This window comes from Pseudomonas sp. MRSN 12121 (assembly GCF_000931465.1).
Taxonomy (GTDB): domain Bacteria; phylum Pseudomonadota; class Gammaproteobacteria; order Pseudomonadales; family Pseudomonadaceae; genus Aquipseudomonas.
Window position 1 is genome coordinate 6,406,679 of sequence record NZ_CP010892.1, and the last position, 13,104, is coordinate 6,419,782.

Annotated in this window: 12 protein-coding genes; 3 read left to right on the forward strand and 9 right to left on the reverse strand. The window is 63.8% G+C overall.

Annotation, left to right across the window (positions count from 1 at the left end; all coding sequences use genetic code 11):
• Positions 1 to 34 precede the first annotated feature (34 nt).
• From TO66_RS29230 to TO66_RS29240, 3 genes are read right to left on the reverse strand one after another with little or no spacing between them, the layout of a single operon-like run.
• Positions 35 to 331, reverse strand: coding sequence for a helix-turn-helix domain-containing protein (locus tag TO66_RS29230; RefSeq protein ID WP_044465513.1), 297 nt, complete (start codon positions 329 to 331; stop codon positions 35 to 37).
• A gap of 22 nt (positions 332 to 353) precedes the next feature.
• Complete coding sequence (locus TO66_RS29235) at positions 354 to 857, reverse strand: M48 family metallopeptidase (RefSeq protein WP_044465514.1); 504 nt, start codon at positions 855 to 857, stop codon at positions 354 to 356.
• A 43-nt stretch (positions 858 to 900) separates the two neighbouring features.
• Positions 901 to 3,024, reverse strand: coding sequence for a bifunctional diguanylate cyclase/phosphodiesterase (locus tag TO66_RS29240; RefSeq protein WP_044465515.1), 2,124 nt, complete (start codon positions 3,022 to 3,024; stop codon positions 901 to 903).
• A gap of 321 nt (positions 3,025 to 3,345) precedes the next feature.
• On the opposite strand from TO66_RS29240, the gene TO66_RS29245 reads away from it, so the two are divergent.
• On the forward strand, positions 3,346 to 4,017 hold the full coding sequence (locus TO66_RS29245; RefSeq protein WP_044465516.1) for a polysaccharide lyase family 7 protein: 672 nt from the start codon (positions 3,346 to 3,348) through the stop codon (positions 4,015 to 4,017).
• Between the two features lie 172 nt (positions 4,018 to 4,189).
• On the opposite strand, the gene fba is transcribed toward TO66_RS29245, so the two are convergent.
• The 6 genes from fba to tkt form a co-directional block, all read right to left on the reverse strand.
• On the reverse strand, positions 4,190 to 5,254 hold the full coding sequence (gene fba, locus TO66_RS29250; RefSeq protein WP_003229012.1) for a class II fructose-bisphosphate aldolase: 1,065 nt from the start codon (positions 5,252 to 5,254) through the stop codon (positions 4,190 to 4,192).
• Between the two features lie 255 nt (positions 5,255 to 5,509).
• A complete protein-coding gene (locus tag TO66_RS29255; protein WP_044465517.1) occupies positions 5,510 to 5,839 on the reverse strand; it encodes an MliC family protein in 330 nt (109 codons plus the stop codon).
• A 60-nt stretch (positions 5,840 to 5,899) separates the two neighbouring features.
• Positions 5,900 to 6,118 carry a hypothetical protein gene (locus tag TO66_RS29260; protein WP_044465518.1) on the reverse strand — a complete coding sequence of 73 codons (219 nt, stop codon included), beginning with the start codon at positions 6,116 to 6,118 and terminating at the stop codon, positions 5,900 to 5,902.
• Positions 6,119 to 6,149: 31 nt separating this feature from the next.
• Positions 6,150 to 7,313 carry a phosphoglycerate kinase gene (locus TO66_RS29265; RefSeq protein ID WP_044465519.1) on the reverse strand — a complete coding sequence of 388 codons (1,164 nt, stop codon included), beginning with the start codon at positions 7,311 to 7,313 and terminating at the stop codon, positions 6,150 to 6,152.
• A 17-nt stretch (positions 7,314 to 7,330) separates the two neighbouring features.
• Positions 7,331 to 8,410, reverse strand: a complete 1,080-nt coding sequence (epd, locus tag TO66_RS29270; RefSeq protein ID WP_044465520.1) for an erythrose-4-phosphate dehydrogenase — start codon at positions 8,408 to 8,410, stop codon at positions 7,331 to 7,333.
• A gap of 146 nt (positions 8,411 to 8,556) precedes the next feature.
• Complete coding sequence (gene tkt / locus TO66_RS29275; protein WP_044465521.1) at positions 8,557 to 10,554, reverse strand: transketolase; 1,998 nt, start codon at positions 10,552 to 10,554, stop codon at positions 8,557 to 8,559.
• 274 nt (positions 10,555 to 10,828) lie between these two features.
• Between tkt and TO66_RS29280 the strand changes: the two genes are divergently transcribed.
• The gene (locus TO66_RS29280; RefSeq protein ID WP_044465522.1) at positions 10,829 to 11,824 is read left to right on the forward strand and encodes a metalloregulator ArsR/SmtB family transcription factor; all 996 of its coding nucleotides are present in this window, start codon (positions 10,829 to 10,831) and stop codon (positions 11,822 to 11,824) included.
• 19 nt (positions 11,825 to 11,843) lie between these two features.
• The gene (gene metK / locus TO66_RS29285) at positions 11,844 to 13,034 is read left to right on the forward strand and encodes a methionine adenosyltransferase (protein ID WP_044465523.1); all 1,191 of its coding nucleotides are present in this window, start codon (positions 11,844 to 11,846) and stop codon (positions 13,032 to 13,034) included.
• The last annotated feature ends 70 nt before the right edge of the window (positions 13,035 to 13,104 follow it).

Consider the following 13,104-nt stretch of genomic DNA (forward strand, 5'->3'; position numbering starts at 1 on the left):
ATCGCTATCCGATCGAGCGGCCGCCACAGATCCCTCAGGGATACTCCAGCACCGCCTTGATCCGCGCCAGGTTCGCCTCGATCCAGCCCTTGTCGATCGCGCCCCAGCTCTTGATCCGATAGCTGCCGGCGTGATTGCGCGCGCCGTCCTGCTGCTCGAACTCGCAGACGATATCCAGGTCCGCCAGGGCGACGATGGTGTCCTGCGCCGTACGCCGCGGCATGCCGGTCGCCTCGGTCAGCGCCGGGACGCTGGCGGCCAGGCCGCTGTCGATCAGGTAGGCCACATACAGCCGGCGGTAAAAACTGCTCTTGGTCTTGCTCACGTCCATCGCCCGCTCCTTGTGCCCGGGGTCAGTCGGACCCGGCTTGCAGATCGCGCCAGGTCAGGTAGACCCGCAAGTCGAATTCCAGTTGGTGATAGCCCGGCAGCATGTGCTCGCAGAGCTTGTAGAACGCCTTGTTGTGCTCGCTTTCCTTGAAGTGCGCCAACTCGTGGACGACGATCATGCGCAGGAATTCCGGCGCTGCCTCCTTGAAGAGCGAAGCGATGCGGATTTCCTTCTTGGCCTTGAGCTTGCCGCCCTGCACCCGCGAGATCGTGGTGTGCAACCCCAGGGCGCGGTGCGTCAGGTCCAGCCGGTTGTCGAACAGCACCTTGTCGATGGCCGGGGCGTTACGCAGGTATTCCTGCTTGAGCTCCAGGGCATAGCCATACAGCGCCTTGTCGCTCTGCACCGCGTGCCGGCCGGGGTAACGCTGGCTCAGGTAGTCGCCCAGGCGACCTTGCGCGATCAGCTGGCGCACCTGATCTTGCAGGGTCGCGGGGTAGGCCTGGAGGTATTTCAACGCGGTCATGGGGCGGCAACGCAGTCACGAAAAGGCCGCCAGTGTAGCGAATTCAACCCGGCAACGCGCTCCAGTCGAAAGGCTCGGCAAAACGCTCGACGTCGGCGGCCATCGACGGTCGCGCCACCAGGAAGCCCTGCACATACTCGCAGCCATTGGCCTGCAACCAGCGATATTGCTCCAGGGTTTCCACGCCCTCGGCGATCACCAGCACCCCGAGCGCCTTGCACAGCTCGATCACGCAGCGCGCCAGCGCCGCGTCCCGGGCCGACTCCGGCAGCCGGGCGATCAGGTGCCGGTCGAGCTTCAGGGTGTCGAGCTCCAGGTCGCGCAGGTAGCCCAGGGAACAGGCGCTCGAACCGAAGTCATCCAATGCCACCCGCACCCCCAGGTCGCGCAGCAACCGCAGCTGCTTGCGCGACTCGTCGAGGTTCTGGGTCAGGGCATCTTCGGTGACTTCGACTTCCAGCTGCCAGGGCTCCAGGCCATGGCGCTCCAGGACCTGGCGCAGTTCGGTGGCCAGGTTCGGCATGGCGAACTGGGTGCCGCTCAGGCTCACGCCCAGCACGGTCCGTTCGGCGAACAGAGTTTTCCAGGCCGCGCGCTGGCTCGCGCCCTGTTGATAGATCCAGCTGCCCAGGCGACTGATCAGCCGCGCCTCCTCCAGCAAGGGCAGGAACAACCCCGGCGGCACATCGCCAACGCTCGGATGCCGCCAGCGCAGCAAGGCTTCGAAGCCACGCAGGCGCCCATCGGCGATCGCCACCTGCGGCTGATACACCAGGTTGAACTCCTTGCGCTCCACAGCGCTGCGCACGCTTTCCTCGAGCATCAGCCGCGAACGGGCACGCCCGTTCATTTCATGATCGTAGTAACGGTATTGCTGGCGCCCGGCGCGCTTGGCCTCGTACATGGCGATATCCGCTGCGCGCATCAGGCCATCGAGGTTGGAACCGCAATCGGGGTAGATGGCGATCCCGATACTGGCACCCAGGGCGACCTCCAGGCCGTCGAACTGCTGGCAGATGGAGATCCGTTCGATCAGCTTCTCGGAAATCTTCGCCGCCTGCTCCGGAAACTCCAGTTCCAGCAAGGCGGTGAATTCGTCGCCGCCCATCCGCGCCAGGATATCGAAGGAACGCAGGCAGGCCTTCAGCTGTTCGGAGACCCAGCGCAGCACCCGATCCCCGGCGTCATGCCCCAGGGAGTCGTTGACCCGCTTGAAACCGTCCAGGTCCAGGTACAGCAATACCAGCGACTTGTCCGAACGCTCGCTGCGCAACAGCACGCTTTCCACGGTCTGGTAGAAGCCGCGCCGGTTGAGCAGACCGGTCAGCGGGTCGGTGACCGCCTGGTACTCCAGCTGCTGGTGCAGGTGCCGCACTTCCGACATGTCGAGCAGGGTCACCACCATGGCCTTCTGCTCGCTCGGCAGCGGCGCGCAGGACAACGCCACCGACACCTGCTGGCCCGTTGCGGTGCGCAAGGCGGCGTCATGCAGGCGGTAGGTCTCGCCCCGGCGATAGCTGGCATACAGCTCGGATTCGGCCCAGTCCGGCACATGGGGCTTTTGCAGGTAGTCGAGCAACCCCGAGCCTTCCAGCTGGTTCACCGGCGTATCGAGCAGGTGCGAGATCGCCGGGTTGGCAAAACGGATGCCGCCGCGCTCATCCACCACCAGGATCCCCTCGGCGGCGTTATCCAGCACCGAGGCATTGAAGGCCCGGGCGTTCTCCAGGTCATGGCTCAGGCGTTGCAACGCCCGCCGATTGCGCTGCTGCTCCAGCAGCGCCTGGACCTTGGGCTTGAGGATCTGCGGGTCGAACGGCTTGAACAGGTAATCCACCGCGCCACTGGCATAGCCCTTGATCACGGCGTCCTTGGACTGCTCGTTGGCGGTGAGGAAAATGATTGGCGTCAGGCGGGTCCGCTGGCTGCCGCGCATCAGGCGGGCGACTTCGAAACCGTCCATTTCCGGCATCTGCACATCCAGCAGTACCAGGTCGATATCGTGCTCCAGCAACAACCCGAGGGCCTCGACCCCCGAGGCCGCGGTCATGACCTGCCAGTCGTGGCGCTGCAGGAGCGCACGCATGCTGATCAGGTTTTCGGGGTAATCATCAACAATCAGTAAGACCGAGCTGGCTTCATCGGGCCGAGGTTGCGCGCATTCCATGCTGCTTCTCTTGTCGTGTAGGGCCGGCCCCCCTTCAAGGAGGACCGGACAAAAACCGAGCCTTCACTCTAGACCCGGATCCCCCAAAGCAGAAGCTGTCACACAGCCATCATTTCGCCAAAGCCCGGGGCTCCCGACTAACGGTCAGGCCTACAGGCCGCTGAAACCGGCACAGATGGCATTTCGACAGAGGCTTGACGTCAATTACCCGCCAGGCGGACATTAACAAGCGCGCGCCCCGCGTTTATAAAGAGCGCCCTCAAAAGCGCAGGCTAAAGCCTTTGCCGGTCTTATCCGGCATCAAATCGGGAAGCTTTGACTATGATCGACCTCGCAACCTGGAATCTGAGCATTCCCGTCGGCAGCCCACCCGCCACCATCGATACCCCCAAGCTGGTGAGCGGGTTCAAGGATCAATACTTCCATTCCGACACCGGCACGCTGTTCTTCTGGTCGCCCGTCACCGGCTCCCGCACCGCCAACGCCATCTACCCACGCAGCGAACTGCGGGAGACCTACGCCGACGGCACCTTGCGGAACTGGACCTACCCGGAAGCCGACAACCTGCTCTACGCCACCCTGGCGGTGAACCAGGTGCCCTCCTCGGGCAAGGTCGTCATCGGCCAGATCCATGCCTACAACAGCACCAAGCCGCTGGTGAAGGTGGAGTACCAGTACAAGACCAGCACGCAGTACGGCAACATCGTCGCCAAGGTCCGCATGCGCCCGGACGATGCCGAGAGCCGGGTGATCACCGTCGCCGAGAACGTTCCGCTGGACCGCGAATTCTCCTACCTGATCCACCTGAGCCCGGGCGGCGCCCTGGGCATCAGCGCCGCCGGCTACCAGTGGGACACCCAGATCAGCGCCACCTGGAGCGACAAGCCGCTGTACTTCAAGGCCGGCGTCTATGTGCAAGACAACACCGGCTACACCAGCGAGGGCGGCCAGGTGACCTTCTACAAGCTGGATATCGATCACAACCAGACCTGAGCCCCTGCTGTAGGAGCGAGGCTTGCCCGCGATAACCATCTGCCTGGCGCCGCCATATCGACTGTCAGGTCCTCATCGCGGGCAAGCCTCGCTCCTACAAGGTGAGGGGTTTGCTACAGGCACAAAAAAGCCCGCATCGCTGCGGGCTTTTTCGTTCGCTCAACGCCGGGGCTTAGTTGACCTTGGCGTTCAGCTCACCCTTGAGGTAGCGCTGGAACATCGCTTCCAGGGAGATCGGCTTGATCTTCGAGGCGTTGCCGGCGGTACCGAAGGCTTCGTAACGGGCGATGCACACGTCGCGCATGGCGGTCACGGTGGCGCCGAAGAACTTGCGTGGGTCGAACTCGCTCGGGTTGGTGGCCATCAGGCGACGCATCGCACCGGTGGACGCCAGGCGCAGGTCGGTGTCGATGTTGACCTTGCGCACGCCGTACTTGATGCCTTCGACAATCTCTTCGACCGGCACGCCGTAGGTTTCCTTGATGTCGCCACCGTACTGGTTGATGATCGCCAGCCACTCTTGCGGCACCGAAGACGAACCGTGCATCACCAGGTGGGTGTTCGGAATGCGCTTGTGGATTTCCTTGATGCGGTCGATGGCCAGCACGTCGCCGGTAGGCGGCTTGGTGAACTTGTAGGCGCCGTGGCTGGTGCCGATGGCGATGGCCAGGGCGTCGACCTGGGTCTTCTTGACGAAGTCGGCGGCTTCTTCCGGATCGGTCAGCATCTGGCTGTGATCCAGCACGCCTTCGGCGCCGATGCCGTCTTCTTCACCGGCCATGCCGGTTTCCAGGGAGCCCAGGCAGCCCAGCTCGCCTTCCACCGAAACGCCGCAGGCGTGAGCCATGGCCACGGTCTGCTGGGTGACGCGCACGTTGTATTCGTAGTCGGTCGGGGTCTTGCCGTCTTCGCCCAGGGAACCGTCCATCATGACCGAGGAGAAGCCCAGCTGGATCGAGCGCTGGCAGACGTCAGGGCTGGTGCCGTGGTCCTGGTGCATGCACACCGGGATGTGCGGGAATTCTTCGATCGCCGCCAGGATCAGGTGGCGCAGGAAAGGCGCGCCAGCGTATTTGCGGGCACCGGCCGAAGCCTGGACGATCACCGGAGAGTCAGTCTTGTCAGCCGCTTCCATGATGGCGCGCATCTGCTCAAGGTTGTTGACGTTGAAGGCTGGAACGCCGTAGCCGAATTCGGCTGCGTGGTCCAGCATCTGGCGCATGCTGATAAGTGCCATTGTGTATCTCTCTCCCGGTCGAGGGTCGTTAATCGTGCAAGCCTGCCGTAGCGGCGGCCGCTATTCAAGTGATTGCAGATCGGGGGTCGCCCCGGCCTGCGGATTCGTTACTGCATCAATCTCAAAAGCCGCGCCTCTCTCTGTAGGAGCGAAGCTTGCTCGCGATCAGGGCCATCACATTCAACATCTCTGCTGACGGTTGGATCGCTATCGCGAGCAAGCTTCGCTCCTACAGGTTCCGCATCGGTTCCCGGCCTACGGCGCTTTACAGCCGCGGCCGATCAAATCGTTGGTGGCGACCCAGTAGACCAGGCCTTCGTCACCCTTTTCGTGAAACGCCAGCATGTCGTTGCTGTACAGCGAACCGGAACCGCTCGGCTCCAGCTTCAGGCGATAGACCTGGTCGGCCCCGCCCAACCGCACGTCGACTTCCTTGCGGCTGCTGTCGGCGTAGCGCCAGAGCACCTGCGCCTGGCTGTCGCATACCCAGGTCGTCCAGTTGTCCGGCGCGGACGACTTGAACAGATCCAGGTTGGCGCAACCTGCCAGCAATCCCAGCGCCGCCACAGCGATAAAGCCTTTCATCGGTGTTCCTCGGCCGACGGCCAACGGCCGCCAGCACAACGCGTTATCGAATCAGACCCGTCAAGGGCAACCATGTTCCTTGGCCTTGGCTGGAGTCTCGTACTTGTCCAGACCATCGGGGCCCATGCGCTTGTTGATCACCGGCGCGGTCTCGGCCTGCCAGTCAGCCTGGTAGCAGCCTTTCTCCGGCTCGCCCGAGCCGGGCTCCGACTGCGCAGGCTGGCTGCTGCAACCGGCCAGCAAGCCCGCGACGATCAACAGCGGTAACGTCTTGACCATATGAACACTCCTTTGCCTGGCCATGAGGACTTCAGCCTTTGGCCCGGCTTTCCAGGACTTCGACCGCCGGCAGCACCTTGCCCTCGACGAATTCGAGGAAAGCGCCACCGCCGGTAGAAATGTAGGAGATCTGCTCGGCGACGCCATATTTATCGATGGCCGCCAGGGTGTCGCCACCGCCGGCGATGGAGAACGCAGCGCTGTCGGCGATGGCCTGGGCCAGTACCTTGGTGCCGTTGCCGAACTGGTCGAACTCGAACACACCGACCGGGCCGTTCCACAGGATGGTCTTGGACGACTTCAGCAACTGGGCGAAGTTGGCCGCGGTCTGCGGGCCGATGTCGAGGATCATGTCGTCGGCGGCCACGTCGGCGATCAGCTTGACGGTGGCGGCAGCGCTCTCGGCGAACTCCTTGGCCACCACCACATCCACCGGCAGCGGCACGCTGACCTTGGCGGCGATGGCGCGCGCGGTATCCAGCAGGTCCGGCTCGTACAGCGACTTGCCGACCGGGTGACCGGCGGCGGCAAGGAAGGTGTTGGCGATGCCGCCGCCGACGATCAGCTGGTCGCAGATCTGGCTCAGGCTGTTGAGCACATCGAGCTTGGTCGACACCTTGGAGCCGGCGACGATGGCCGCCATCGGCTTGGCCGGGTTGCCCAGGGCCTTGCCCAGCGCATCCAGTTCAGCGGCCAGCAGCGGGCCGGCGGCGGCGACCTTGGCGAACTTGGCCACGCCATGGGTCGAACCCTCGGCGCGGTGCGCGGTGCCGAAGGCGTCCATCACGAACACGTCGCACAGGGCGGCGTATTGCTGGGCCAGTTCGTCGGCGTTCTTCTTCTCGCCCTTGTTGAAACGTACGTTCTCGAACAGCACGATGTCGCCGGCCTTGACCTCGACACCACCCAGGTAATCGGCCACCAGCGGCACTTCGCGGCCCAGGGCGCGGCTCAGGTAGTCGGCCACCGGCTTGAGGCTGTTTTCAGCGGAGAATTCGCCTTCGGTCGGACGACCGAGGTGCGAGCAGACCATCACCGCCGCGCCTTTTTCCAGGGCCAGCTTGATGGTCGGCAGCGAAGCCAGGATACGCGCATCGCTGGTGACAACACCGTCCTTGACTGGGACGTTGAGGTCTTCGCGGATCAGTACGCGCTTACCTTGCAGATCGAGGTCGGACATCTTCAACACGGTCATGGGTCGCAATTCCTGGGTTACTGTTTTTTAGAGACAGAAAGTTGAGCAGCAGGGTGTGGAGCCGCTGTCTGCAGATAATGTTCCGCAACATCCAGCATCCGGTTGGCAAACCCCCATTCGTTGTCGAACCAGGCCAGGATGTTCACCAGCCGCGGGCCGGAAACACGGGTCTGACTGGCATCGACGATGGCCGAATGCGGGTCGTGGTTGAAATCGCAGCTGGCGTGCGGCAGCTCGGTATAGGCCAGCAGGCCCTTGAGCGGACCGCTGGTGGCGGCCTCGCGCAGGATCCGATTGACCTCGCCGGTGTCGGTGTCGCTCACGGTCTGCATCGTGATGTCGAGGCAGGACACGTTGACGGTCGGCACGCGCACAGCTTTGGCCTGGATTCGCCCGGCAAGTTCCGGCAGCAGCCGCTCGATGCCACGCGCCAGACCAGTGGACACCGGGATCACCGACTGGAACGCCGAACGGGTACGGCGCAGGTCTTCATGGTGATAGGCGTCGATGACCGGCTGATCGTTCATCGCCGAGTGGATGGTGGTGATCGACACATATTCCAGGCCGATGGCCTGGTCCAGCAGACGCAACAGCGGCACGCCGCAGTTGGTGGTGCAGGAAGCGTTGGACACCAGCAGCTCGGCGCCGGTCAGGCAGTCCTGGTTGACCCCGTAGACGATGGTGGCGTCGACATCCGCCTCGCTGGCCATCGGCTGGGAAAACAGCACGCGCGGCGCGCCGGCATCAAGGAAACGCTGGCCGTCTTCACGGGTGTGGTAGGCGCCGGAGCATTCGAGCACCAGGTCGACGCCCAGGGCCGCCCAATCGATGCCTTCGGGGGTGGCGCTGCGCAAGACCTTCACGCAGTTGCCATTGATATGCAGACAATCGCCGTCGACCTTCACCTCGCCGGGAAACCGGCCGTGGGTGGAGTCGAAGCGTGTCAGGTATTCCACGCTGGCCATGTCGGCCAGATCGTTGATCGCGACAATCTCGAACCCGGCCGCAGCCCCCCGTTCGAACAGGGCACGCAAGACACAACGACCGATCCGGCCGTAGCCGTTGAGTGCAACTTTGTAGGGACGCGGTTGAGGCATGGGGTTCTCGATTACCGGGGTGAATCCATCGGAGCGCGTTGCCTGGTCCATTGTCATCGCGGGCAAGCCTCGCTCCTACGGGATCTCGGTGATCTGTAGGAGCGAGGCTTGCCCGCGAAGAACAGCAGACAACGCAACCGGCGGACTTAGTCTTCCAGCAGCTCTTCGGCCTGGCCCAGGATGTTGTCCAGGGTGAAACCGAACTCTTCGAACAAGGCTGGCGCCGGGGCCGACTCGCCGTAGGTGGTCATGCCGATGACGCGACCTTCCAGGCCGACGTACTTGTACCAGTAGTCCGCGTGGGCGGCCTCGATGGCGATCCGGGCGCTGACCTGCAGCGGCAGTACCGACTGCTTGTAGCCGGCGTCCTGGGCATCGAACACGCTGGTGCATGGCATGGACACCACGCGCACCTTGCGGCCCTGCTCGGTCAGCTTGTCGAAGGCCTGCACCGCCAGGCCGACTTCGGAACCGGTGGCGATCAGGATCAGCTCAGGCTCGCCCGCGCAGTCCTTGAGCACGTAGCCGCCACGGCTGATCTGGGCGATCTGCGCCGCGTCGCGGGTCTGATGCTGCAGGTTCTGGCGGGAGAAGATCAGCGCCGAAGGACCGTCCTTGCGCTCGATCGCGTGCTTCCAAGCCACGGCCGATTCCACGGCATCGGCTGGACGCCAGGTGTCGAGGTTCGGCGTGGTGCGCAGGCTGGCGATCTGCTCGATCGGCTGGTGCGTCGGACCGTCTTCGCCCAGGCCGATGGAGTCGTGGGTGTAGACGTGGATCACGCGCTGCTTCATCAGGGCCGACATGCGCACCGCGTTGCGGGCGTATTCCATGAACATCAGGAAGGTCGCGCCGTAAGGCACCAGGCCGCCGTGCAGGGCCACGCCGTTCATGATCGCGGTCATGCCGAACTCGCGCACGCCGTAGTACATGTAGTTGCCGCTGGCGTCCTCGGCGCTGACACCCTTGCAGCCTTTCCACAGGGTCAGGTTGGAACCGGCCAGGTCGGCCGAACCGCCGAGGAATTCCGGCAGCAGCGGGCCGAAGGCGTTCAGGGCGTTCTGGCTGGCTTTACGGCTGGCGATGGTTTCGCCCTTGGCCGCGACTTCGGCGATGTAGGCATCGGCCTTCTCGGCGAAATCGGCCGGCAGCTCGCCGCTCAGGCGACGCACCAGTTCGTTGGCCAGTTCAGGGAATTCGGCGGAGTAGGCGGAGAAACGCTGGTCCCAGTCGGCCTCGACGGCGCGACCGGCTTCCTTGGCATCCCACTCGGCGTAGATATCGGCCGGGATTTCGAACGGGCCGTGGTTCCACTTCAGTGCGGCGCGGGTCAGGGCGATTTCCTCGGCCCCCAGTGGCGCACCGTGGCAATCTTCCTTGCCCTGCTTGTTCGGCGAACCGAAACCGATGGTGGTCTTGCAGCAGATCAGGGTCGGCTGCTCGCTCTTGCGCGCGGTGTCGATCGCGATCTTGATTTCTTCCGGGTCGTGACCGTCGACGTTGCGGATCACCTGCCAGTTATAGGCTTCGAAACGCTTCGGCGTGTCGTCGGTGAACCAGCCTTCGACTTCGCCGTCGATGGAGATGCCGTTGTCATCGTAGAAGGCGATCAGCTTGCCCAGGCCCAGGGTGCCGGCCAGGGAAGCGACTTCGTGGGAAATGCCTTCCATCATGCAGCCATCGCCCAGGAACACGTAGGTGTGGTGGTCGACAACGTTATGCCCGGGACGGTTGAACTGCGCCGCCAGGACTTTTTCCGCGAGGGCGAAGCCCACGGCGTTGGCCAGGCCCTGGCCCAGCGGGCCGGTGGTGGTCTCGACGCCTGGGGTGTAGCCGAATTCCGGGTGGCCCGGGGTGCGGCTGTGCAGCTGGCGGAAGCTCTTCAGGTCGTCGATGGTGACGTCGTAGCCGGTCAGGTGCAGCAGCGAGTAGATCAACATCGAGCCGTGGCCGTTGGACAGCACGAAGCGGTCACGGTCGGCGAAGGACGGATTGCTCGGGTTGTGCTTGAGGTAGTCACGCCAAAGTACTTCGGCGATATCCGCCATACCCATGGGGGCACCCGGATGGCCGCTGTTGGCTTTTTGCACGGCATCCATGCTGAGGGCACGAATGGCGTTGGCACGCTCACGACGGCTTGGCATCGCTGATCTCCTGAGGGTTATCTAAATCGAGTTGAATAAAACGAATCGGAAAAAAGGCGTGCATTTTCCCTCAGCCGGTAGGCGGGGGCAATGACAGATAGTCACTCTGGCGCGTTTTTCCGCTGGATAAAGGCGCAATCGGCAGATGAAACCATTCCGCAGTTCGTCTGTAGAACACCGCCACCTGCGTTAAGTGCCATCTATCGAGCAATATCAAAACTTTTTGATATTGGCCTTGCGAGGCCGGGGGTCCTGTCACTAGACTGCTGGCCTTATGAATCTACGTGCGCCCTCCATTAGCCATGATGACTGCGACGAGCTGGCGGCCCTGTGCAAGGCCGGCGGCGATCCGCTGCGGCTGAATGTATTGCGCGCGCTGGCCAACGACTCGTTCGGCGTACTGGAGCTGGCGCAGATCTTCGCCATCGGCCAGTCCGGCATGAGCCACCACCTGAAGGTCCTGGCCCAGGCCGGCCTGGTGGCGACCCGCCGCGAAGGCAACGCGATTTTCTACCGCCGCGCCCTGCCCCATACCGAATTGCTGGGCGGCAAGCTGCACACCGCCCTGCTGGAGGAAGTGGACAACCTGGCGCTGCCTGCCGAAGCCCAGGCGCGTATCGGCCTGGTGCATCGCCAGCGAGCGGCCGCCAGCCAGGATTTTTTCGCCCGGGTCGCGGAGAAGTTTCGCGCCCAGCAGGACCTGATCGCCGGGCTGCCCCAGTACCGCGAAAGCGTGCTGGCGCTGCTCGACAAACTGAACTTCACGGCCACCGCCACGGCGATCGAAGTCGGCCCCGGGGATGGCAGCTTCCTGCCGGAACTGGCCCGGCGCTTTGCCCGGGTGACCGCGTTGGACAACAGCCCGGCGATGCTCGAACTGGCGCGCCAGGTCTGTGAACGCGAAGCGCTGGCTAACGTCAGCCTGCAACTGGCCGATGCATTGAATGGCGTGAGCCTGACGGCCGATTGCGTGGTGCTGAACATGGTCCTGCATCACTTCGCCGCGCCGGCCGATGCCTTGAAACCCATGGCCGGCCTGCTGCAACCGGGCGGCAGCCTGTTAGTGACAGAGTTGTGCAGCCACAACCAGAGTTGGGCCAGGGAGGCCTGCGGTGATCTCTGGCTGGGGTTCGACCAGGACGACCTGGCCCGCTGGGCCACCGCTGCGGGACTGGTGCCCGGAGAAAGTCTGTATGTAGGTTTACGTAATGGTTTCCAGATCCAGGTCCGCCATTTCCAGCGGCCGGCTGGCGACACTCACCATCGGTAAATTTTAGGAAACCGTCGAGATGAGCGAATACTCCCTTTTCACCTCCGAGTCCGTGTCCGAAGGGCATCCGGACAAAATCGCCGACCAGATTTCCGATGCGGTGCTGGACGCCATCATTGCCCAGGACAAGCACGCCCGCGTTGCGGTGGAAACCCTGGTCAAGACCGGTGTGGCGATTGTCGCCGGCGAAGTCACCACGTCGGCCTGGGTCGACCTGGAGCAGATCGTTCGTGACGTGATCACCGACATCGGCTACACCAGCTCCGACGTCGGCTTCGACGGCGCGACCTGCGGCGTGATGAACATCATCGGCAAGCAGTCCCCCGACATCAACCAGGGTGTCGACCGTGCCAAGCCTGAAGATCAGGGCGCCGGCGACCAGGGCCTGATGTTCGGCTACGCCAGCAACGAAACCGACGTGCTGATGCCGGCCCCGATCAGCTTCTCGCACCAACTGGTGCAGCGCCAGGCCGAGGCCCGCAAGTCCGGCCTGCTGCCGTGGCTGCGCCCGGACGCCAAGTCCCAGGTCACCTGCCGTTACGAAGGCGGCAAGGTAGTCGGCATCGACGCGGTCGTGCTGTCGACCCAGCACAACCCGGAAGTGTCGAACAAGGACCTGCGCGAAGGCGTGATGGAACTGATCGTCAAGCACGTGCTGCCGGCCGAACTGCTGTCCAAGGACACCCAGTTCCACATCAACCCGACCGGCCAGTTCATCATCGGCGGCCCGGTGGGCGACTGCGGCCTGACCGGCCGCAAGATCATCGTCGACAGCTACGGCGGCATGGCCCGTCACGGCGGTGGCGCGTTCTCCGGCAAGGACCCGTCGAAGGTCGACCGTTCGGCGGCCTACGCCGGTCGCTACGTGGCCAAGAACATCGTTGCCGCGGGCCTGGCCGAGCGCTGCGAGATCCAGGTGTCCTACGCCATCGGCGTGGCGCAACCGACGTCGATCTCGCTGAACACCTTCGGCACCGGCAAGATCAGCGACGACAAGATCATCAAGCTGGTCCGCGAAGTGTTCGACCTGCGTCCTTACGCGATCACCACCATGCTCGACCTGCTGCACCCGATGTACCGCGAGACCGCGGCGTATGGCCACTTCGGTCGTACCCCGCAAACCAAGACCGTGGGCGACGACACGTTCACCACCTTTACGTGGGAAAAGACCGACCGCGCCGAAGCCCTGCGCGCCGCTGCCAGCCTGTAACCACGGCAGCGCAAAAAGCCCCGCGAGGTTCGCCTCGCGGGGCTTTTTTGTGGCCGCAGGTTTCATCACC